Origin of the sequence: Hyphomonas oceanitis SCH89 (genome assembly GCF_000685295.1) — a bacterium.
GTDB classification, from domain to species: domain Bacteria; phylum Pseudomonadota; class Alphaproteobacteria; order Caulobacterales; family Hyphomonadaceae; genus Hyphomonas; species Hyphomonas oceanitis.
Map to the genome: position 1 here is coordinate 130,048 of NZ_ARYL01000003.1, position 21,999 is coordinate 152,046.

Here is a 21,999-nt window from a genome sequence, read left to right on the forward strand (position 1 = left end):
TCCGTCAGGGTCTATTCGTCGTCTCTTAGCGTCCGCCACTGGTCGCCGTCCAGCACTTCGAGGGGCTTGTAGCGCCGTTTATAGTCCATTTTCGGACTGCCTTTGACCCAATAGCCGAGATAGACGTGCGGCAGGCCGCGATCCTGGGCGTGCTGGATATGGTCGAGGATCATGTAATGGCCGAGGCCGCGCGATTCCTGTTCGGGATCGAAGAAGGTGTAGACCATCGAGAAACCGTCGCGCAGCACGTCGGTGATCGAGACTGCCACAAGGGGCGAGTCTTCGTCAGGGCCGTCGCGGTATTCGAAGATCAGGCTCTGGACCGGGCTGCCGCCGACCATGGTGGCATAGTCGCGATAGGTCATCTCGGACATGCCGCCCTTGTCGTGGCGGGTCTGGACGTACGTTTTAAGCAGGCGGAATTGTTCGCGGGTCGCCTCGGCCTTGACCGGGGTGCGAATGAGGCCTGCATTGCGGGCGATGGCGCGGCGGTCATTGCGCGACTGGACGAACTCGCGCGTCGGCACGCGCACACTGCGGCAGGCATTGCAGCGCGGGCAGGCGGGCCGGTAGGCGATCGTCTGGCTGCGGCGGAAACCGGCCTGGCTGAGCGAATTGTGGATGGAATCGGACTCGGGCACCGAGAGATTGGTGAACGCCTTGCGCTCGCGCATTCCCGGCAGATACGGGCACGGCGCAGGGTTCGTCACGTAGAAACGGAGCGACCTTTCGAGCCCTGGAGGCAGTATCTGGGAGTCCATGAACTTCATGATGTGCGACGATACACTTACAGATCGAACCGCCAAGGGGCGAACAGCGTAAAGACACACCAAAGCAATAAAACGAGTGGCACGCCAAATTTCATGAAATCGCCGAACTTGTAGTGTCCGGGGCCCATGACGAGCATGTTTGTCTGGTAGGCGAAGGGCGTTGCGAAGCTGCAATTGGCCCCGTAGATGACTGCCAGAAGGAAGGGAAGCGGGTCGTGCACGCCGAGTTCCGTGGCCGCCGATAGGGCGATGGGCGAGAACAAGATGGCGGTGGCGGCATTGGTCAGCAGGTTGGTCAGGATGGCGACGCTGATGAACAGGGCCGACAGGACCGCGAGCGTACCATAGGGCGCCGCATAGTTGACCACAGCGTGCGCAATCGCAGCAGCTGCGCCGGTTTTCTCCAGCGCCATGCCCATCGCGAGGGCGGCGCCGATGACGAGGAAAATGCGCAGGTCGAGCGAGCGGCTGGCCTGACGGGTGTTGACGCAGCCGACGACGAGCATGGCCACGGCGGCCAGTACGGAGGCGTGCAGGATGGAGACAAGCCCTGTCGCGGCGAGGCCGACCATGGCGAGCGCGATGACGCGGGCAGCGACGGCGCGCGTGGTCAGCGGGATTTCGGTCTGGGACCATTCGAGCAGGATGATGTCGCGGCTGGAGCGCAGGTCGACAAAGGCATCGACCGGGCCGCAGAGGAGCAGCGTGTCGCCGGATTCGAGGCGGATTTCGCCGAGCTTGGTGCGAATCATCCGGCTGCGGCGCTGGATGCCGAGCGTCACGGCGCGGGTGAGACGGCGGAAACCGAGCATCTCGACCGTGCGGCCGACCATGCGCGAACCGGGGGCGATGACGGCTTCAGTCAGGGCGAGTGCACCGGATCGGCTGTTCTCTTCAAGGTCACCGCCGGCTGATTCCCAGACCTGCTGGAGGAAGTCCGGCTGGCGGGCGAGCACGTTTTGCAGGGCGGCGCGGGTGGCCGCGACGATGACAAGGTCGCCGGGCTGGAGCGTGATATCTTCATAGGGTGGCAGGAAGGCGCGCTCGCCGCGCTGGATCATGCGAACGGTCATGTCGGGCAAGTCGGCGAACATGCCCGCGACGGGCTTTTTGCCCTTCAGGAAGTGGCCGAAAGTAACCTCGATCTGGGCGACGAACTGTTTGCCGGAGGGCTGGGCCAGCTCGTCGCTGAGGCCGCGGCGGTTGGGCAGCAGGAATTTCGAGAAGATGGCGATGTAGACGAGGCCGGTGCCGGCGAGGATCAGGCCCATGGGCGTCTGGTCGAAGAAGCCGAGCGTGCGGCCGTCAATGCGCTGGAAGGCCTCGGCGGCGAGCAGGTTGGTCGAGGTGCCGATCAGCGTGGTCATGCCGGCGAAGATGGACGCGAAGCTGAGCGGCATCATCAGCTTGGACTGAGAGGCGTTCATCCGCTTGGCGATGGCGCTCATCACCGGCAGGAACATGATGACAATGGGCGTATTGTTGACGAAGGCGCTGGTGACAAAGACGGCAAGGAAAGCGAGCACGAGCGTTGTAACGGGGCGTTTCTCGTAGCCGCCGACAAGCGCCTTGGTCGGGCCATCGAGGGCGCCGGTCTGGAACAGGCCCTGACCCACCACGAGCAGCGCCATAATGGTGATCAGCGCCGGATTGCCGAAGCCCGAGAGAAGCTCAGCCGCGCTGACAGGCGTGCCATCAGCGCCATAGGCGCCGGGAATGGTGAACAGCAGGAGCAAAGCCGCAATGACGCCGACAGAGACAAGCTCCATCGGCCAGCGGTCCGACATGTAGAAACCAATTGCAGCAACAATAACCGCGAGGCTTGCCCACATGGGCCAGTGGGCCAGGAAATCAGCGATCATCAAGGCTCCGGTTCATCCGTCCGTCCTGATCCCTCTACAGGTTATCAGTCGTTTGTGTGAACCAATATGCTGACCCGGCGGTTCGCTGACAAGTGCGGCTGACCGGCATCAAGCGGGCGCGTATCGGCCAGACCCGTCACCGCACGGATGCGCGAGGCCTCAAGGCCGGCCCCAATCAGGGCGCGGCGGGCCTCGTTTGCCCGGTCTGCCGAGAGTTCCCAGTTGGAATAGGCACTGCTCGTGGCACTGAAGGCATCCGTATGGCCTTCAATGGAAAGGGTTTGGGAAAACGGGGAAAGTGCCTCGCCGGCGGCCGTCGCGAGGGCGAGGCCCTCGGCGGTGAAGGCGCCGCTGCCCGAATCAAACAGGGGGCGGCTTTCGCTATCGACGAGATCGATACGCACGCCATCAGCTTCACGGGTGAGGAGAACACTTTCACCCGCGTTCGCGAGGTCCGACTGGGCCTGAAGGGTGGACATCAGCTGGCTGGCGGTCGAATCGGGCAGAACGGCCGTCATCGTCAGCGTGGGGGCAGCTTTGTTGTGGAAAGTGGCGGCGATCTCTGCGCGGTCATCAGCGGACACGCCGCTGATCAGCCACATGATCAGGAAGAAGGCCATGAGCGCGGTCAGGAAGTCGGCATAGGCCATCTTCCATGTGCCCGTTTTACGGGCGGGCGCGACGGGCATTCTGCCCGCATATCGCCGAGAGTGAGTGGCAGTCGCCATGCGCTCGAAACCGATCCTTCTGATCAACACTCGCAGTCATAGCAGGGCTTGGTGAAGGTCGGGTCTAGGCGGAACGGCGGATTTCGATGAAATTTCAACGAATTCAGGGGCGGATTGATGGCCGGATTGGCGCGCTGGGCAGCTTGTCCACGCAGAACGCCTTGAAGTCATTCGGCTAAGGCGTCACTGATGGCAAAGACACAGGAGACTCATGTATGGCGCGGACGGCATTTCTTGGACTGGGCGTGATGGGCTTTCACATGGCGGGCCACCTCGCCCGGGCCGGCCATCAGGTCAGCGTGTGGAACCGGACAGGCGCCAAGGCCGCCAAGTGGAAGAAAGACCATAAGGGCGAAGTGGCGAAAGACCCGGCAACGGCGGCCTTTGGCGCCGAGTTCGTGTTCCTCTGCCTCGGCGACGACCCGGACGTGCGCACCGTGTTCGACGCGCTGGAGCCGAGCCTCGGCGCTGGCATGATCGTGGTGGATCATACGACGGCCTCGGCGGGCCTCGCGCGCGAACTGTACGAACGCTGCAAGGCCAAGGGCGCGCATTTCATCGATGCGCCGATCTCTGGCGGTGAAGCAGGCGCGATCAATGGCAAGCTGACCATCATGTGTGGTGGCGAGGCGAGCGCCTTCGCGGCGGCTGAGCCGGTTATGGCGGCCTTCGGCAAGAAGATGACGCTGATTGGCGAGAGTGGCGCGGGGCAACTGGCCAAGTCTGTCAACCAGATCTGCATCGCGGGCATCGTGCAGGGCCTCGCGGAAGGGCTTCACTTTGCCGAGAAGGCGGGACTGGACGCGGCCAAGGTGATCGAGGCGATCAGCGGCGGCGCGGCCCAGAGCTGGCAGATGGAAAATCGCTGGAAGACGATGGTCGAGGGGCATTTCGAACATGGCTTCGCGGTCGACTGGATGCGCAAGGATTTGCGGATCACACTGGAGGCGGCGCGCGACAATGGCGCGAGCCTGCCGACCACGGCAACAGTGGACCAGTATTATGCCGACGTGCAGGCCATGGGCGGCGCGCGCTGGGATACGAGCAGCCTGATCGCCCGCCTGACGCGGGAGACCTAGGCGCGTGCGGCGCCTGGACATCCACCTCGCAAAGGATGCCGCCTGCGATACGGTGATCAGCGCCATCAAGGCGGCGGACCCGATTGACTATGTCGTCATGGAGACCGAGCAAAAAGACCGCTGCATGATTGCGGTGTTCATGCGCGATGGCACCAACCAGACTCTGATGGACAATATCCAGATGGCGCTGGAGGGCCGCGATGACTGGCGCATTGCCGTGCTGCCGATCGAGGCGACAGCGCCGAAGCTGGAAGAGGCCAAGGGCGAGAAGGCGAAGAATGCCGATCAGTCGACCCGCGAGGAATTGTTCTCGGATATTTCCGACGGTGCGCGGATGGACCGGCATTTCGTCATCATGGTTATCCTGTCGACCATCGTGGCGGCGATAGGCCTGAACTCTGACGGGATCGCGGCTGTGATTGGCGCGATGGTGATTGCGCCGCTGCTGGGCCCGATCCTCGGCTTTTCGATGGGCGCGGCGCTTGGCGATTTCGACCTCTTGAAACGGGGCGGCACGACGCTGGCCGTGGGCATCGTCACGGCGCTGGCCGTCTCCTTCGCGATCTCGTTCATGTTGCCGCTGAACCTGCAGAGCCACGAGCTGATGTCGCGCGCCGAAGTGCGGGTGGACGGGCTGGCGCTGGCCATGGCGGCGGGTGGCGCGGCGGCGCTGTCGCTGACACGCGGGCAGGCCGAAGCGCTGGTTGGCGTGATGGTGGCCGCAGCCCTGTTGCCGCCGGGGGCGGCGCTGGGCCTGTTTGCAGGCGGTGGCGAGTATGACCTTGCCTTGCGCGCGGCCCTGCTGCTGGCGCTGAACGTGGCGAGCCTCATCCTGTCGGCGTTGATCGTGTTCCGGCTGCGCAAGATACGGCCGCGCAAGTGGATCGAGCAGAAGAATGCGACATGGGCGGTGTGGCTGAATGCGGGGCTTTCAGCATTTTTCCTGATCGTCGCGGCGACGCTGATCGTGCTGCTTGACCTCGGGGCCAAGGTCGAAATCGGCTAAGTGCAGGATATTTTGGACTTTTTGGGCCTGTGGCTGTAAGGTGACACAAACTTCCACTTCAAAGGACTGTGTCACACCCCCATGACGTTTGTAGAACCTGTTGCCGCTGCCTCCAAATCCCGTGTTGAACGCTATATTTCCAATCTCGATGACCCGCAGCGCAAGGCGGAATCGGAAGAGCTGCTGGCGCTTTTCGCCCGTGTAACGGACCTGCCAGCCATGATCTGGGGCACGCACAAGGTGGGCTATGGCCGTTATGCCTATACGCTGGACGGTGGCCGCAGCAGCGAGTTCATGATTGCCGGGTTCGAGCCTGCGAAGAAGCACATGATCGTCTACCTGTCGCCGGACTTCGAAGACTTCACCGCGCCGCTGGAAATTCTCGGCAAGCATGACAAGGGCAAGTCCTGCATCTTCATCAAGGCGCTGAAGGACGTGAACCTCGCCGCGCTGGAAGAACTCGTTCGCCTCGGAATGGCGTCGACCGAGAAGAATTACAAGACAAGCGAAACCTGAGCAGAAGCAGGCCTTGCCTGCCAATTCAGCATGTCGTCATGCCGCGCGCGGGTTTGCGCGCGGGGCATGGACGCCGCGCGTTTGATGGGGGAAGACAGGCTTGAACCTGTCAGTGGAACCAGCGAAATATGAGCGAGCCTTTTGTGTTCCGTCACCGCGTTGCGACGGAGGCCGATATCCCGGCCATCATGGATGTGATGAAGGCGTCGATTGCCGAGAACATGAAGGCCTTCCTGTCGCCTGAGGAAATCATCGCGGCGCAGGAGTCGATGGGCCTCGACCGCTCGCTGATCAATGACGGCACCTATTTCGTGATCGAGACCGACGTAGACGGCGAGACCGTCATGGCGGCGTGTGGCGGGTGGGGCAAACGACGCACGCTCTATGGCGGCGACCAGACGGCTGGCCGCGACGACTCGCTGGCGGACCCCGCGATCCATGCCGCGCGCATCCGGGCGATGTATACGCATCCGGACTGGACGCGGCGGGGCATTGGCTCGCTGCTGCTGGACCTGGGTGAAGGTGCGGCGCGCGCGGCGGGGTTCAAGACGATTGAGCTGGGCTCCACCGTGCCCGGCTATCCGCTTTACCTGGCGCGGGGCTATGAGCCGTTTCACCGCGAGGAACAGGTTGCGGCGAACGGTCAGGTGAAGACCGTCATCCACATGCGCAAGGCGCTTTAGAACGCGCCCATGGCGAGGCCGGCGCCGAGGGCCTGGCCGAGATTGGCGCAGCGTGTCAGGCTCGCCTCCGGAATGGTCTTTGGCGCGAGGATATCTTCCTGCGTCTTGGTATTCGTGCAGACGATGATCGGCGGCTGGGCTTCCTTGAGGCGCCAGCCCATGGCGATGCGGCGGATCTGGCGGGCGGCATTCTCGCCATCGGACCCGGCGCAGACCATCTGGGCATAGGGGCGCCCCTCGACCTGGCCGAGCATCGGATAATAACAGCGGTCGAAGAATTCCTTCATCTCGCCGGAGAGGCCTGCAAGGTTTTCCGGCGCGGCGAAAAGGAAGCCGCTAGCGGCGAACATGTCGAACGGGGTCGTGTCCTCGGCGCGCTTGAGGACGGTCTCTGTTTCGGCGCGCGCGGCTTCGGCGGCCGCCTCTGCCATTTGCAGGGTGCCACCAGTGCGTGAGTGCCAGACGATGAGAAGCTGCGCCATCTCCGCGTCATAAAACGAAACGTGCGGGATAGGCAATCCGGCCAATGGCGAGAATGTACAATCCCCCCGCACCTTGTGGGCGCAGCATGGCGTCAAAGAAACCATGACGGGGAAACGCACGATGTCGCAGGCCTGGAAATCGATTCTTCAAACACTTGGTGCGGCGATCACCTTGATGGCACTGGCGCCATCGGCAATGGCGGAATCGACGGATGCCACGGTCAAGGCGGACATGGCGGCTTGCAAGCAGGCGAACGACAACAAGGCGTGCGAGCAGGCCTATGATTTCTACGCCGCCCGGCTGGATGATGCGAAGGGCAAGAAGGCGGCCGGTTACCTCGCTGACATGGTCGTGCTGGCGGATACGGGATGTGCTGCGGGCAATGGCTGGCTGTGCACGGAAATCGGTGACTCGCATGAGGACGGCATCAAGGGCCGGGCCGAGGACCTTGTGCTGGCGCTGCAGTATCACATGCAGGCTTGTGAACTCGGCAACGGCCTCGGATGCGCCCGCGTCGGCATGGTGCATCAGCGGGGCAAGGGAGTCCCGAAAGACGCAGCAGAGGCGACGCGGTACTATCTGAAGGCCTGCGCCATGGGGGGAACTGACGGCTGCCAGTATCAGGCCTATCTCGTGCTGCTGCAGTATCTGGAGGAGATACCCTATTCCGAGGATTCCATTGAAACCCTGAAGAGCCGGTGCGCCGATACCGGCCTCGACGGGCGGGCATGTGTCGAACTGGGCAATGCGTCCTTCTTCGGTGCCTATGACATGCCAGAGGATGAAAAGCAGGCGCGGATTTACTGGGGCAAGGGATGCGCGCGCGCCGTCTATGCGCAAGGGTGCACGTTGCGCGGGCTATTGGTGATGAGTGATACGGACATGAGCGATCCGCATTCGCCCGACAATCTGAGCGGTATACAGAGCCTGTATCGCGGCTGCCTGCTGGGCGACCTGCCGGCCTGCGAATTCATGGTCGTTGCGGGGCAGGAATATGCTTGGAACGATCAGGACGTGATTGCGCAGGGCATGTATGGCCGCTGCCTGGCGAAGCCGTCGGTCGAAGACTGCACGATGTCGGGCAAGGCGTTCAGGGACTACAGATTTCCGGAGCATCCGCTGAAGGGTGAGTTGGCGAGCGACAAGTCGATGCGAGCCCTGACGACGGCCTGCAGGGAATTCACTATCGCATGCGTCGATGTCGCCAATTCCTATCTGGAAGATCAGAAGTTTACCATGGGGTCCGCCAACCTCGCCATCGGCGTGCTGGAATCTGCCTGCGAAAAAGGCGACGCAGCGGCCTGTGCACGCAAGGATGAAGTGGTCGCGGAAACCGGCGGCGTCACGGGCAGTTATATCGACCCGATGCTGGACGATGATGAGCGTTTCCTGCTCGCGCGGTTCGACATCGAAAGCGGTGAGACACAGCGGGGCCGGGAGACGATGCAATGGCTGGCCTTCATGGGCCACACGCACGCCCAGCTCTACCTCGCCTATGCCTATGAGAATGGCCTGAGCGTGGCGCAAAAGGATGCCAACGGAAACCTGCCGGACCTGCCCTATACGGTCAGCGACAAGGCGAAAATGATCTACGAGTTGTTCGATGCGGCAGCGAAGAAGGGCGTGCCTGATGCGGCCATGAAGGTCGCTGTGACCAAGTATTACGAGAATGATCACGAGGGTAGTGACAGCTATGAGTTTGCCATTGGCCGGGCGCAGTATCTGGGGGCGGAGGGTGCCAACGAGTTTTACGCGGCGGTCGTGGCACAGGACAAGGCGCGGACCGATGCGCGCATCGCGAACATTCAGGCGATGCACCGCCAGAACATCGAGTCGCGCGACAACATGGACCGCCAGACGGTGCAGAGCGCGTGGGACCAGTATTACAAGCGCCAGGAAGAGCGGAAAGAAGCCGAGGGCGGCGAGGTCTGTGGCACGGTCTATGGCGAAGGCAACTCGACCTACCGGACCTGCATGTCGCGGGCGACGGCGATGAAACATTATCGCGGGAATTTCTGAAAATGGAGATGCGCATGATCCGGATGATTGGGGCAATGTGGATGGCGCTCGTAGTGGGCGTATTCGCAACGGCGCTTGCGCAGGAACCTGTTGCGCCTTCCGAAACCGCAGCGACGCTTGATCCCGGTGTGGCATTGAAAGCGCCGAAGAGTGGTACATTGAGCGCCCTGTCACCAATCCCCAAAATGCTGGTCGGGTGGGAAGCGAAGAAGAAGTGGGGGCTGGAGCGCGGCGACGCGGTGCCCTTCCATTATGCGCGCTACACGATGAGCGCCGATACCAAGGTCAAGAAGGGCACAGCCCGTGCCGGGACCGACCTCTACGGAATCTATTACAACAGCGCGAACGGCGCGGCGAAGAAGGATGGCGACTGGGTCGTCAAACCGGAATGGTCTGGGGTTTTCCCGATCAATACCGACCAGATGCTGGTGCGGGCACCTGGGACTGAGACCTGGTATGTCCTGCGCCTGTCGAACGGCAAGCTCAAGAAGCTCGGCGACGGGCAGATCGGCATGACCCATGTCGTGGATGAGGAGGTGACAGACCTCGTCAATCTCTATGGAGATGAACTCTATTATCTTATCACCGCCGATGATGGCACGCGCCAGACGATCCACCTGCTCAGCTGGAATTCGTTCGCGCAGGAATACTCGCTACGCCCCGCAATCGACAATGTCGTGCCGGCCGCGACGCTTGGAGAGTCTCCGGTCAAGGTGACGCTCAAACAGGATTTCTTTGTGCGCCGCTACAAGGTGGACGGCTCGGTCTATGATCTCGTGGTTGAGAAGGATCCAGCTGTAAAGTCTACGCCCCAACCGGGTACCGTCTCCACGCTGGAAGTGACCTACCCGTTCAAGCAGGCGATGTATGTGCTGGATGCGGAAAAGCAGCTCTATGTTCCGGTTGAGGACAACTGGTCCGCCAGATCAATGGGCGGCGTCCAGGGCGAAGATCCTGGCTATCTCGGCGTGCGGCCCGTTGGTCGCGGCGTCACGACCGGCCTCAAGGAACACCCGCTGGAAGCTTACGCCGATGGCTTCATGGTCGCCGTGTGGAACACGTCGAATGGCCTGCGCCTTGCGCCGATAAAGCCTGACTGGAAAAGCTATATGTATTCGATCGATACCTGGGGCATTACGTATTACCCGGACAGATCGAATTACTATTTCAATTACCTGATGCCGCATCATGCGGTGGGATCGAAAGCGGCGGCCGCCTTCACCGAAATCTATCCGGTCTACATACCGGAAGACGTCCGTAATGACCCTAATCCAGAAACTGCCGTGTACAATGGCATTTACTGCGTGTTCCCTGATGGAACGGTCGATGTGAACGTCACACAGGTTGGTTACAATGAGGGCTGGTACTTTCGCGCCAATCCGGAACGGCTGGCTGACATGGACGCCGCGCGCGAATTCGTGACGGAGTCCATGACGGTTGAGGGGCGCCGGGCGATCCATGCCCACCTCAACAAACTCATTGCTGACAATGAGGCCCGAAAGGCAGCGTCGGAACTCCGGAAGAAAGAAGCTGAACAGGCGGCGATCGTGGCGCGCCGGGAAGCGGAAGAACAGGCTCTCGAAGCCAAGCATGACCAAGTAAGAAGGAAACTCGCAGTGGGTGACTATTACGGCGCGCTGGACCTCGCCTATAGCGGCGACACGCGCTTCCTGCCCGAAGCCATCGTGACGGTCATGAAGGCCGGGTATGGGGACATGGTCACCCTCGGCATGGCCGAATCCTGCATGTCCTGGGCCGATACCTGGCAGCAGTCCTATTGCGGCAATCGGATATGGACGCTGAAACCTGCACCAAATCGCACGGTTCAGTACGGACCCGCCTATTCAGGTTCGTCCGGCAGCTCGGCGGCATCGGCAGATACCAGCCAGTATGACATCATGGAGGCGGCTCGCCAGAGCTCCCGCGACGCTTATAATAGCGGCAATACTGGCAGCTATATGTGCGGTTCGGGCCAATCTTGCAAATAGGGCTGCGCTAGTCGTCAAAGCCTCTGAACACGGCGGCCTCGTCGACGGATTTGCGGGTGGAGACGACGGCGTTGGCGGGGAAGCTGTCATCGGGCCAGCCCATGGCGACGCAGGTCTGGATGACTTGGTCGTCGGGGATGCCGGCATGTTCGCGCACGACGGGGCTCTGCATGATGCCTTGTGAGTTGATGACGCAGCCGAGGCCCTTGGACCATGCGGCGTTGACGAGGCAGTTGACCACACCGCCGCAATCGAAGGGGGCGATGTCGCTGCCTTGAATCGACTTGTCATAGGTGATGACGATGGAGACCGGCGCGTCGAACTGGCGGAAGCCACGCAGGATCCAGTCCTGCCGGGCTTCCTTGTCGTGGCGTTCGATGCCCATGGCTTCGAAGAGCTGGATGGCGATGCCGATCTGGCGTTCGCGGTGGGCGCCTGCATAATCAGGGCCGAGCCGGAATTCGCGACTGTGCGGAACACCGGCGAGATTGCGTTCGACATTGCCTGCGCGGATCTTGTCGAGGACTTCACCGGCGACGACGTAGAAGTTCCAGGGCTGGGTGTTCAGCGAGGTGGGCGCGCGCATGGCGAGCTGAAGGATCTCGCGGATCAGGGCCTTTGGGACAGGTTTCTTCTGGTAGCCGCGAATGCTGCGCCGGCCCATGATCACGTCATCGAATTCCATGTGAAACCTCCCTTGTTTTTCTTGCGCCTGTTTAGGCATATCGCGGCGGGCTCGCCACCCTGCCGTTGGGACAATCAGCGGGCCATCTGCCGCGAGACCTTGTCGGCGATCATGATGGTGGGCGTGTTCGTGTTGCCGGAGGTGATGGTCGGCATGACCGAGGCATCGATGACGCGCAGGCCCGTGGTACCGATGACGTGCAGGTCGCTGTCGGTGACGGCGAGCGGGTCATCGGTGCGGCCCATGCGGGCGGTGCCGACGGGGTGGAAGATGGTGGTGCCGATGTCGCCAGCGGCGCGAGCGAGGGCGGCGTCGTCATCGCCGACACTGGGGCCGGGCAGGATTTCGGACGGGCCATAGGGCGCGAGCGAGGGCTGGGCCATGAGACGGCGGGTGACGCGGATGGCGTCGGCGGCGACGAGGCGGTCGGCTTCGGTGGCGAGATAGTTCGGGGCGATGACGGGTTTGGCGTGAGGGTCAGCGGAGGGGACGCGGACCTCGCCGCGCGAACTGGGGCGCAGGTTGCAGGCGCTGACCGTGATGGCGGGTGTGCGGTGGAGGGGCGAACCGAAGGTGTCGAGCGAGAGGGGCTGGACGTGGAATTCGAGATTGGCGCGGGTCTGTGAGGGATCAGACCGTGTGAAGATGCCGAGCTGTGACGGGGCCATGGTGAGCGGGCCGCGCTGGCGCAGGGCATAGTCGAGGCCCATCGCGGCGCGGCGGGGCAGGGAGTGATAGGTCTCGTTGAGGGTACGAGCGCCGGTGACGGCGTAGATGGCGCGCTGCTGGAGGTGGTCCTGCAGGTTGCGGCCAACGCCGGGGCGGTCGATGCGGGTCTCGATGCCTGCGGACTGGAGCGCCGCGCCGGGGCCGATGCCGGAGCGATGGAGGATCTGGACTGAACCAATGGCGCCGGATGAGAGGATGACCTCTGCGCGGCATCGGGCGGTGTGGCGGGCGCCGTTCTGGATATAGTCCACGCCGACGGCGCGGGTGCCATCCATGACGAGGCGGTCGGCGAGGCAGCCGGTCTCGACGCGGAGGTTCGGCCGTTTGCGGGCGGGGCGCAGGAAGCCGCGCGCGGCGGACCAGCGCAGGCCCCGCTTCTGGTTCACGTGGAAATAGGAGGAGCCTTCATTGTCGCCTGTGTTGAAGTCAGGCACCGCAGGTACGCCCATGTCGCTGGCGGCGCTGCGGACGGCGTCGAGGATGGGCCATGTGACGCGGGGCGCCTCGACGCGCCATTCGCCGCCGGTGGCGTGGTGGTCGCTGTCGCCCAGGAAATGATCCTCGATGCGGCGGAAGACGGGCAGGACATCGGACCAGCTCCAGCCGGGCAGGCCGAGGCTCGCCCAGTGGTCATAGTCGGCAGCCTGACCGCGCATGGAGATCATGGCGTTGATCGCGGACGAACCGCCGAGCACCTTGCCACGGGGGTAGGCGAGGGCGCGGCCATTCAGGCCGGGCTCGGCCACGGTTTCGAACATCCAGTCGGCGCGGGGATTGCCGATGGCGAAGAGGTAGCCGACGGGAATGTGGAACCAGATCCAGTTGTCGGCGCCGCCCGCCTCCAGCAGGAGGACGCTATGCTTGCCGGTTGCTGAGAGGCGATTGGCGACGACGCAGCCGGCTGAGCCCGCGCCGACGATGATGTAATCGTATTCGGTTTGCACTGCTGGGCCTGCCTTACCCGACGAGACTGAAGGGGGATTCGTGGGCGATCTGGAGGCGTTCCTTCAGGGTCTGGCGGACGAGCAAGTGGGCGCCCTTGATGAACTCGCTGGGCGTGCGTCCGTTGAAATGCTTGAACTCGCGGATGAAATGCGACTGGTCGAAATAGGCCGTGGTGGCGATGTCGCGCCAGTCTGTCAGCTCCTGCCAGGTCAGGCGGTTGGCGGAGTGGAGGGCGCGGAACTTGCGGTGGAGGCGCTTGGGCGCGCTGCCGAAATAGTGCTTGCACAGACGCTCGACCTGCCGGGCCGAAATGTCGGTGGCGGCGAGGAGGTCTTCCAGTTCGTTGGGCTCGGGATCGGTGATCCAGCGCGTGGCGAGGGCGAGGAAATCGTCGTGGACGCGGCGCTCGGGATCGTCCAGCGCGGCGAAGAGTGTGTCTGCGGCAGCGGCGCGGCTGGCGGCGTCCGTGGCGTCGAAGATGGGCTGGATTTGTAGCGCGCATTCCGGTGGCACATGGTCGGCGAATGGCACAGTGCGGTCGGCCAGCGTGTTCGCGGGAATGCCCAGCATGCGGGCCCAGCCAAGCGGCGTGATCGCCGCGCCGAAGATGAGCGTGTCATCGTCAAAGCCGACACTGCACCATTTATAGGTCGGACCACAGAGCAGGGCCGAGCCGACCGGAAACGTCTCCTCCTTGCCGTTCATGTTTGTGCGGACGGCACCCCGGATGACGAAACGGGCATTGGCTATTTCGGCGCGCATGACATCGTCGAAGCCGACGGGGATGGTGGTGTCATAATAGCTGCCGACAAGGGCGCGGATATCGGCGCGGGGGAGGACATATTCGAACTGCATCATGGCTTTCCGCTCCCCGTTGCAGGCCTCATGCCCGTCTTCGTTCTGATGCAAGTTGGACAGGATGGCGAATTTATACAATCCCGGATTCGGATTTGCGGAAATAATCCGGGATCGCCATTCCGGTTCCGGTGGCCGTCAAGGCCCGGCTGGACAGGCGTTTCGCAAGGGGGATTCCTTGCTCCAGAACGCCCGGGGATAGGCGAAGTGGAGGCGCGAGTGAGCGCCGAACGGAATGAGCTGGGTGAAGGGGACGCACCGCTGTGGACTGGGCCAACGCGCCTGCGCCACAGTCTCCGCTGCGATGATACGCGGCGGTCAGCTCGCTTCGTTCGCTTTCAAGCGCACATGATCAGCAGCACGTGCGGCCGGCATGGCGAGGCCATCCGGTTGCGTGGAGTCTAGTTTTGGCAGGCATGGTGGCGTCAGGACGTGTCCGGCACATCAGGCGCCGAAATCAGGTGCAATTCGCGCAGAGGCAGGACGGCCCCAGGTCGCACGGGGCGGGCCGTGGCCGCGAGAGTTTCCGGCATGTCGGATGCGAGGCCGGGCGCGGCCCATGCGGGCACGGACGGGGCCTCGTACGTGTAGCGCGAGGGATCGCGCGGCGCGTCGCTGATGAAGTCCACATAGAGATTTCCGTAGCGATCCACGCGGAAGAGCACGTCGCGCTTGTTTGACTGGATCCACGCTCCAAGGCGCCATAGCTGGAACCAGAGCCATGGCCAGCAGACCGGATGCACGAAGGCATAGAGATGGGCGCGGGCGGGAAGATCCATGCGCACATTCTAGGTCAGCCGCGGTAGGGGGCGGACAAGTATTCAGGCAGGCCTGTGGTTGTTGCAGGATACGGGCCTGGACCTGTGGGAAAGCGTACGGATCACACCGCTGCGGATCAATTGCGGTGCCGAAAATCGCGCTGCGAGCCGCCACAAGAAAGAAACATCTCCTTTGAATACAAGGCCGTCATATTTCCGTCAGATGGAAATCAGGCGGACCTCCGGACAAGGATTTACGGATGCGTGAGATTGGCGGGACAGCAAACGAGCTGTCCAGACGCACTCAGGAAACTTGTCTCATGTCCAGTCTCTTCAAAGCATTGGTCGCCGCTTCCGCCCTTGTCGCCCTGACAGGCGCGGCCGCAGCAGACGACTCATTCATTGCCGATTTTGAATTCTCACCCGACGCACCCGTTGATGTCACTTATGCGAACTTCGAGAAAAGGGCGAAGAAAGCCTGCCGCGTCGAAAGCCGCATGGTGGGCGGTGTCGCAGCCCGTGTGCAGATCGAGAAACTCTGCCGCGAGCAGCTGATGACCGACGCGGTTGCCGCCACGAAGATGGACGCGCTGATCGCCCATCACGAGGGGCGCACCCTGCCAGAAACAAAACTTGAGCTCGCAAGCCGGAACTAGGGTTCTCCAACCCGACCTCAATTGTTCCGGCCCGAAAAGAAGGGGCGCTCGCAAGGGCGCCCCTTCGATACATTTCAGGCGCTGGCAAACCAGACGGCGCTGACGGCCCCGAAGGCGAGCGCGGCAGAGATAAGGACGCGGAGCCAGGAAGCGCCGGCGTCAGCGGGGGTGGGGGCTGCGAAGTCTGCCTCGCTGCGTCGGCCGGTGAGCATGGGGCGGACGAGATTGTCACGGAAGACAAGGTAGTAGGCCGCGATCGCCACGATGTGGAGCGCGATCAGGGCGAGCAGGACGTTAAAGCTGGTCTCGTGGATTTCGGCAAAGAAGCGGCCGGTTTCGAAGGAGACCTTGGTGGCGAGCGGGCCGGATTCCAGACCGTCCACATCGACCGAGAAGAGGCCGGTGGTGACCTGCGTGGCAAGGGCCAGCAGCATGGCGATAACGCTGAGCGAACCGACGGGATTGTGTCCCGCATGCGGGGTGTGGCGCCGGGCGAGCAGGTCACGCACATAGGTCATGAGTGACCGCGGAGAGGGCACGAGGCGGTAAAGCCGGGCCGTTCCCGGACCAATCAGGCCCCAGACAAGGCGATAGGTGAGGAGGCCGAGCAGGACGAGGCCGACCCGCCTGTGCCAATCCATCATGCCCTGTTCGGCCGTCCACCACATGGTGGCGACGCCAAGCACGATGAGCCAGTGGAACAGACGGATCGTCCAGTCCCAGACAAGGACGTGCTTTTGCGGTTCCGGCATCAGGATCTAGTCGTCTGCGCGATAGGTTTCGTGGCAGGATTTGCAGGTGGCGCCGGTGGCCTTGAAGGCCTCGCTGATGGCGGCGATGTCGCCAGCTTCGGCGGTGGAGGCGAGCGTGGCGGCGGCGGCCTGGAAATCAGCGATCTTGGAATCGAAGTCCGCCTTGTTTTCCCAGATGGCGGGGAGGGCATCTGTCTTCACGCCGGAGGCCGGGCCGGAGCCATCGGGGAACCAGTCGCCCATGTCGGCGGTCTCGGTGGGCACGCTGGCGGCGGCAGCCTGTATGGCGGCCATGTCAGGCTCGCCGGCCTTGAGATTGTCGCTGATCGTCTTGAAAGCCTTGCCGACGGCTTTGAGGTGGGTCTGGCGCGCATCGACCACTTCGGTGACGGTCATGCCATTATCGAGAACGGTGGCGGTTTCGGAAGCCTCAGGCGCAGCCGGGGCATCGCCGGAGCCGCAGGCGCCGAGCAAAGCGAGGCCGGCGAGGGCAGCAAGGGTGAAGCGGGTCTGGCGAATCGTCATGAGGCTCTCCGTTCTTGGTCTGGAGCCAGTCGTAGGCAATCCGTGTGACAGGCGCAATCTCTGCCGCGCGAGGCGGTGGCCGAAAGCACGATGCGCGCGAAATACGTGCAGGGGACGCTAGTCGGCCGGGCGATGTACAGGGAGGGTCAAAGGAAAGTAATCGCACGCAATACAGGCGGCAGCGCGGTTTTTATTAAAAATACCGGTCGGAATTATTTGCTCATGGGTGGATGAGATCCGTATTTTCTTCCCTGACCGGACGGATGTGTGACCGTTTCCTGCCCTTGAGTTGAGCAATTCTGCAAAGGAGTGTTTTGGTTGCATCGCCTGCAACCACAGGAACGGGTGGCCTCCGGCGCTCGAAAGTGCGTACATGCAGGTTCGGGATAATTCTCCCTCAAAAAAAGTCCGGGGGGACGCTCAATTGGAAGATCCGTCGCTCGCAAATCTGGGACTGGCCCCTTTCCTGATCGGTGACGTCACCGTCACGCCGTCAGCCTTGCGCCTGTCCGGGCCGAAGGGGACATGCCAGGTCGAGCCGAAGGTCATGACCCTGCTGGTGGTCATGGCGCGGCGGCCGGGCGAGCTGTGGCTGCGGTCTGACCTGATCGACAATGTATGGCCGGGCGACCTGGGCAGCGACCAGAGCCTGTCGCGGGCTGCCTCGCACCTTCGCAAGGCACTCATCGCGCCGCATGGCATGAGCGACGCGATCGCGACCGTGCCGAAGCTCGGCTACCGGCTGGATGCGAAGATTGCAACGCAGCCGGGGCAGACGCGGGTGGCCGTATTGCCATTCCGGTCGCTGTCGAAGGACGGTGACCAGGAATATTTCGCTGATGGTCTTGTGGATGAGCTGATCGCACGGCTGGTGCAGGTGCCCGAACTGATGGTGGCAGGGCGCACCTCGTCGTTCCAGTTCCGCAATTCCGAACTGATCCTGCCGGATATCGCCGCGCGCTTGCGGGTCGATCACCTGATCGAAGGCAGCGTGCAGCATCAGGACGAGCATGTGCGCATCGATATCTGCCTGATTGACGGCAAGACCGGGTTCGAGACGTGGAGCTACCGCTTTGCCGGCAAGGTGGGCGACATGTTCGTGTCACGCGATGAAGTGGCGGCCGCCGTGACGGCTGGCCTGAGCGAAACGCTGAACGTGGCCCAGCCCGCGCTGAAGCCGCGTCCGATGACCGACAATAGGCTGGCCTATGGCCTGTACCTGCAAGGGCGGGCATTGACGAACCGTGCTTTCGGGGAGGGTCTGCTGGCCAAGGCGATCGATCTGCTGGAGCAGGCGCTGGCGCTGGACCCGGACTTTGCCGAATGCTGGACGGCGCTGGCCGAAGCGCATGTGAATAGCGTGGTCTTTACGCCCTGTCTGGACCGGCTGGGCGAGACCGAGATCATGGCCCAGTGTGCCCGCCGCGCGATCGCGCTGGACCCGTCGCAGGGCCATGCGCGCTCCATGCTGGCGCTGCAGCGATGGACGCAGAATGATGCGGTCGGTGCGCTGGACCTTGCCTATGAGGCCTACCGGCTGGAGCCCGAGAACCCGGATGTGATTATCCGGCTGGGTTCGTTCCTGCTGTATTGCGGGCGGACGCAGGAGGCCTTGCCGCTGATCGAGGCTGCGATTGATCGCGACCCTGTGCATGGCCGCAACTATGCCATGCTGTGCGTCGCGCATCTCAACCTTGGGCATGCAGAGGAAAGCATCGCGGCCGGGCAGCGCATGGTGGACCTGGGCTTTCCGTCCATGCTGCTGGCTGCGGCGACGGCCACGGCGGGCGAGCGCGAACTGGCGGTGCAGCAATACTGGCAAACGCGCCTCTTGATGAACACAGTGATCTTCCCGCCCGTGGGCAGTGCCCCGCTGGATGCGGACGGGCTGGACGCCTATTGGCTGATGGCGGCGAAGGGCGTTTGCAGCGGGCAGGAAGAAGACCGCAACGTGTATTGCCAGCTTCTGGAAATGCTGCATGTGACGCTGCATGATCCGTTCGACCCCAGCATCGTCATGCCGGCGGTGTGGATGGGCAATGCGCCGATGGTGTTCAAGACGCTGGGTAAGCAGATTACGCCTGCCAACATGATCAGCCTGATGCTGATCTGGGCGGATGTCGACCCGATCCGGAGCGTGTGGCAGCACCCCGATTTCATGCACTTTGCGACGCATATCGGCCTGGTGGCGGCATGGGACAAATATGGCTGGCCGGACCTCCTGCCGCGGCCGAAGGAGGGGCGCGAACCTTCCGAAACGCGCGGCCAAGGTGACCGGGCAGAGCCCGCACGCCGTCGGGAGCCGCAAGTGGCGTTAGGCGCTATCCGCGGCGAGCCAGGGCCGCAGTGGCCCTGACCGGTGCCTATTCGGCAGCGACCAGGGTGAACTCTTCTTTCCACTGCGCCATGACATCGCGATTGTCATGGTCCCATGGGTGGAAGCCGGGCTTGAACCAGGACAGCCAGACTTTCCAGCCCTTGCCGAACAGGGCGGGTTTCTTCCAGAGGAAGGCCTTCACTTCGCGCAGCGCTAATTCATAGCTGTAGCCATCGGCAACCAGCAGCCGGGCGGCATGATCGGCCACATGGCTGGTGAAGTGGTGCGTGATGATGACCATCGACATGCAGCGGCGGAAATAGCGCCGGAAGGGCGGCCAGTCTTTCGTGACTTCGAGGAAGACGTCATAGGCGACGGCCTTGTGCTCGGTCTCTTCCATGGCGTGCCAGCGCCAGAGGCGCTCCAGCGCGGGATCCGTCTTGCTGAACAGGGGCGCGCCGTCGATTTCGAGGCCTGTCATCAGGTCGGCCATCATGGACGTGAAATGCTCGAGGCAGATCGTCGCCATCAGCATACGGATAGGACCGCCCGAGCGGCCGAAGGCAATGCGCTCGCGGATTTCGGCCTCGATCTCGTCAACCGGATATTTGACGCGGTCGATCTTGTTGTTGAGGAGGTGGTGCTCGCGCGAATGGATCGCTTCCTGGGAGATGAAGTCCTTCACGTCCTGCGCGAGCTTGCCGCTGACCCGGCCGCGATAGGCCTTTACCGCATCGATGAACAGGCGCTCGCCGTCCGGGAAGGTGAGCGACATGGCGTTGAATATGGCGGTGGCCACCGGGTCGCCGTCCAGCCAGGGGCCGTTGTCGGCGCCGTCCATGCTGAAATGGAGATCGCGGGGGAGAATCGTCACATCTTCGGGTGTGCGCTTGTTCGTCATCGTGATTAGTGCCTTTTTAGAGCGGGCCTGTTACTGAACATGCAGGCAAGATGGATACTACTGACAAAAATGTCAATAAAGAATAAACCGTCCCCGCGTGTGCGCCGCTCTCCCGAGGAGTCGCGCAGCAATATCCTGTCGGCGGCGGAATCGCTGTTGGTGGAACAGGGCCCGCAATCGCTGCGGCTGGCCGATGTGGCCAAGGCCGCAGGCGTGGCCAATGCGACCGTGCTGCACCATTTCGGCTCGATCGATGCGGTGCAGAAGGCGCTGATGGAGCGGATGATCGGCGACCTGGTGGATGCGATCATGGCCATTGAAGTGCCTGCCGATGCCCCTGCAGCGGCGCGGGCGGCAGGGCTGAAGACGCTGTTCGATGCGTTCGAGACGCGCGGCGCGGCGCGGCTGGCGGCGTGGCTGGAGCTGACCGACGAGACGAGCCGGCTGACGCTGGTGCGCGAGGCGGTGCAGGAAGTGGCGCAGAAGAAGATTGCCAATACGGGCGTGCCGACGGAGATGGCCGAAGAGCTGATCCTGCTGAGCGTGACACTGGCGGTGGGCGTCGGCCTGTTCGGGCCATCACTCAGCACGCTGATCGGCAAGCCGCCGGAGCGGGCGCGCGAGCTGACGCTGGCGATGTTGCTGGCTTATTTGCAGAGCCTGTCGGCTTAGGCGCCCGCGCGATCAGGCTTTGGTTGCACAATTTCGTATTCTCCCTAGATTACTTTAAAAAAAGGGGAGACGTCATGTTGCGTATCGTGAAAATTCTGCTGATCCTGAGTGTGGCCGCATGGGCGCTGATTGGTGCGCTTGGCAATATTATCGACTGGGGCGGAACAACCGGAGCGGTGGCGGCGGCAACGTCCATGTCGACATTTGATACTGTGCCGGCGAGCGCGCGGGCGACATCGAACCCGGCAGTGATACTGATTGGTGCACTGCTGATTACAACCTTCAAGATTGGTGCCGGCGCCCTCTGCCTTTTGGGGGCGTGGCACATGTGGGATGCGCGACGCGGTGATGCAGCGGATTTTGCCAAGGCGAAGTCGCTGGCGCTGACCGGCTGCGGTGTTGCCATGTTCATGCTGTTCGCGGGATGGATCGTGATTGCGGAAACGTGGTTCGAGCTGTGGCGCTCACCGGTCCTGCTGGATCCTGTGCTGGGATCGGCCTTCCGGTATGGCGGCTTTATCGCGGTGATCGCGCTGTTTGTCGGGGCGCGGGAGGAGTAGGCGCCCCCGCGCGCTATTCCATCGGCAGTTCGAGGAAGTCGAGCGAGCGCTCCATGACGACGGTGCCGAGGTGTTCGCCGTAGACGCGCATGGCGTATTCGAACATGGGCGAGCCGACCTCGTTGAAGCCGACGCCGCAATTGCCCGCGGCGCTGAGGCCGGCCGTCATCATCAGCGAGCCGAGCACGCCGGTGGCCTCCTGCTTCTTCTCCTGCAGGGCCAGCAGCATCAGCTGTTTCATCTGGGCGATGTCGGCCTCTGTCGCATTGGCGACCATGCAGGCGGCGACCTCATCGGCGCGGTCCTCGGCAAGGGCCGGGGCGGCGGAAAGGCTGGTGACGGCAAGCGCAAGGCAAAGCGTGCGGATCATGGGAGGACTCCTGGATTTGACCGCCGAGGGATAGGCGCGGATCGTGGCAGGAATGGGGTGGCGCTGCGCGGGGGAGGTTACGGTTGCGTTAGGAGGGGGAGGCGGCGCGGCGTAGTATGCATTAGACGTAGCGCAATGCA

At 62.9% G+C, this 21,999-nt stretch carries 22 protein-coding genes; 10 read left to right on the forward strand and 12 right to left on the reverse strand.

The genetic code is table 11. The annotated features are described in order from the left end of the window. Positions 1–11 precede the first annotated feature (11 nt). From HOC_RS03445 to HOC_RS03455, 3 genes are read right to left on the reverse strand one after another with little or no spacing between them, the layout of a single operon-like run. Positions 12–761, reverse strand: coding sequence for an arginyltransferase (locus tag HOC_RS03445; protein ID WP_035535962.1), 750 nt, complete (start codon positions 759–761; stop codon positions 12–14). 26 nt (positions 762–787) lie between these two features. Beyond that, on the reverse strand, positions 788–2,632 hold the full coding sequence (locus HOC_RS03450) for an SLC13 family permease (RefSeq protein WP_035535881.1): 1,845 nt from the start codon (positions 2,630–2,632) through the stop codon (positions 788–790). A gap of 44 nt (positions 2,633–2,676) precedes the next feature. Continuing rightward, positions 2,677–3,321, reverse strand: coding sequence for a flagellar motor protein MotB (locus HOC_RS03455; RefSeq protein ID WP_051624483.1), 645 nt, complete (start codon positions 3,319–3,321; stop codon positions 2,677–2,679). A gap of 254 nt (positions 3,322–3,575) precedes the next feature. Here HOC_RS03455 and HOC_RS03460 point away from each other — a divergent pair, with 254 nt between their 5' ends. From HOC_RS03460 to HOC_RS03475, 4 genes are all read left to right on the forward strand, one after another. Then, entirely contained in the window at positions 3,576–4,439 is an 864-nt protein-coding gene (locus tag HOC_RS03460) for an NAD(P)-dependent oxidoreductase (protein WP_035535882.1), read from the forward strand. Between the two features lie 4 nt (positions 4,440–4,443). Continuing rightward, on the forward strand, positions 4,444–5,445 hold the full coding sequence (locus HOC_RS03465) for a TIGR00341 family protein (RefSeq protein ID WP_035535883.1): 1,002 nt from the start codon (positions 4,444–4,446) through the stop codon (positions 5,443–5,445). A gap of 81 nt (positions 5,446–5,526) precedes the next feature. Then, the gene (locus HOC_RS03470; RefSeq protein WP_051624484.1) at positions 5,527–5,961 is read left to right on the forward strand and encodes a DUF1801 domain-containing protein; all 435 of its coding nucleotides are present in this window, start codon (positions 5,527–5,529) and stop codon (positions 5,959–5,961) included. Between the two features lie 128 nt (positions 5,962–6,089). Continuing rightward, positions 6,090–6,644 (forward strand): GNAT family N-acetyltransferase, encoded by a 555-nt coding sequence (locus tag HOC_RS03475; protein WP_035535884.1) that lies wholly within the window; start codon positions 6,090–6,092, stop codon positions 6,642–6,644. Here the strand turns inward: HOC_RS03475 and HOC_RS03480 are convergent. After that, positions 6,641–7,126: a flavodoxin family protein gene (locus HOC_RS03480; protein ID WP_035535885.1), complete on the reverse strand. Its 486-nt coding sequence runs from the start codon at positions 7,124–7,126 to the stop codon at positions 6,641–6,643. The genes HOC_RS03475 and HOC_RS03480 overlap by 4 nt on opposite strands. Positions 7,127–7,229: 103 nt before the next feature. On the opposite strand from HOC_RS03480, the gene HOC_RS21000 reads away from it, so the two are divergent. Both HOC_RS21000 and HOC_RS03490 read left to right on the forward strand, forming a co-directional pair. Further along, a complete protein-coding gene (locus tag HOC_RS21000) occupies positions 7,230–9,146 on the forward strand; it encodes a tetratricopeptide repeat protein (protein WP_156950362.1) in 1,917 nt (638 codons plus the stop codon). 14 nt (positions 9,147–9,160) lie between these two features. Further along, complete coding sequence (locus tag HOC_RS03490; RefSeq protein WP_156950363.1) at positions 9,161–11,134, forward strand: hypothetical protein; 1,974 nt, start codon at positions 9,161–9,163, stop codon at positions 11,132–11,134. A 7-nt stretch (positions 11,135–11,141) separates the two neighbouring features. Here the strand turns inward: HOC_RS03490 and HOC_RS03495 are convergent, their stop codons facing one another. From HOC_RS03495 to HOC_RS03510, 4 genes are all read right to left on the reverse strand, one after another. Next, a complete protein-coding gene (locus tag HOC_RS03495; RefSeq protein ID WP_035535887.1) occupies positions 11,142–11,819 on the reverse strand; it encodes a nitroreductase in 678 nt (225 codons plus the stop codon). 74 nt (positions 11,820–11,893) lie between these two features. Then, the gene (locus tag HOC_RS03500; RefSeq protein WP_035535888.1) at positions 11,894–13,492 is read right to left on the reverse strand and encodes a GMC family oxidoreductase; all 1,599 of its coding nucleotides are present in this window, start codon (positions 13,490–13,492) and stop codon (positions 11,894–11,896) included. A gap of 13 nt (positions 13,493–13,505) precedes the next feature. Then, positions 13,506–14,351 carry a helix-turn-helix domain-containing protein gene (locus tag HOC_RS03505; RefSeq protein WP_156950364.1) on the reverse strand — a complete coding sequence of 282 codons (846 nt, stop codon included), beginning with the start codon at positions 14,349–14,351 and terminating at the stop codon, positions 13,506–13,508. A 422-nt stretch (positions 14,352–14,773) separates the two neighbouring features. Beyond that, positions 14,774–15,127, reverse strand: a complete 354-nt coding sequence (locus tag HOC_RS03510; protein WP_035535890.1) for a hypothetical protein — start codon at positions 15,125–15,127, stop codon at positions 14,774–14,776. A 299-nt stretch (positions 15,128–15,426) separates the two neighbouring features. Here HOC_RS03510 and HOC_RS03515 point away from each other — a divergent pair, with 299 nt between their 5' ends. Next, positions 15,427–15,762, forward strand: a complete 336-nt coding sequence (locus tag HOC_RS03515; protein WP_035535891.1) for a hypothetical protein — start codon at positions 15,427–15,429, stop codon at positions 15,760–15,762. A 74-nt stretch (positions 15,763–15,836) separates the two neighbouring features. On the opposite strand, the gene HOC_RS03520 is transcribed toward HOC_RS03515, so the two are convergent. Beyond that, on the reverse strand, positions 15,837–16,514 hold the full coding sequence (locus HOC_RS03520) for a cytochrome b/b6 domain-containing protein (protein WP_051624486.1): 678 nt from the start codon (positions 16,512–16,514) through the stop codon (positions 15,837–15,839). Between the two features lie 6 nt (positions 16,515–16,520). Continuing rightward, positions 16,521–17,039 (reverse strand): c-type cytochrome, encoded by a 519-nt coding sequence (locus HOC_RS03525; RefSeq protein WP_051624487.1) that lies wholly within the window; start codon positions 17,037–17,039, stop codon positions 16,521–16,523. A 424-nt stretch (positions 17,040–17,463) separates the two neighbouring features. On the opposite strand from HOC_RS03525, the gene HOC_RS03530 reads away from it, so the two are divergent. After that, positions 17,464–19,395: a winged helix-turn-helix domain-containing tetratricopeptide repeat protein gene (locus HOC_RS03530; RefSeq protein WP_035535892.1), complete on the forward strand. Its 1,932-nt coding sequence runs from the start codon at positions 17,464–17,466 to the stop codon at positions 19,393–19,395. 7 nt (positions 19,396–19,402) lie between these two features. On the opposite strand, the gene HOC_RS03535 is transcribed toward HOC_RS03530, so the two are convergent. After that, on the reverse strand, positions 19,403–20,257 hold the full coding sequence (locus HOC_RS03535; RefSeq protein ID WP_035535893.1) for a metal-dependent hydrolase: 855 nt from the start codon (positions 20,255–20,257) through the stop codon (positions 19,403–19,405). A gap of 69 nt (positions 20,258–20,326) precedes the next feature. Between HOC_RS03535 and HOC_RS03540 the strand changes: the two genes are divergently transcribed. After that, positions 20,327–20,929, forward strand: a complete 603-nt coding sequence (locus tag HOC_RS03540) for a TetR/AcrR family transcriptional regulator (RefSeq protein WP_035535894.1) — start codon at positions 20,327–20,329, stop codon at positions 20,927–20,929. Positions 20,930–21,003: 74 nt separating this feature from the next. Then, positions 21,004–21,489 (forward strand): DUF2165 family protein, encoded by a 486-nt coding sequence (locus HOC_RS03545; protein ID WP_035535895.1) that lies wholly within the window; start codon positions 21,004–21,006, stop codon positions 21,487–21,489. Positions 21,490–21,502: 13 nt separating this feature from the next. Here the strand turns inward: HOC_RS03545 and HOC_RS03550 are convergent, their stop codons facing one another. Further along, positions 21,503–21,859 (reverse strand): hypothetical protein, encoded by a 357-nt coding sequence (locus tag HOC_RS03550; protein WP_035535896.1) that lies wholly within the window; start codon positions 21,857–21,859, stop codon positions 21,503–21,505. Positions 21,860–21,999 lie beyond the last annotated feature (140 nt).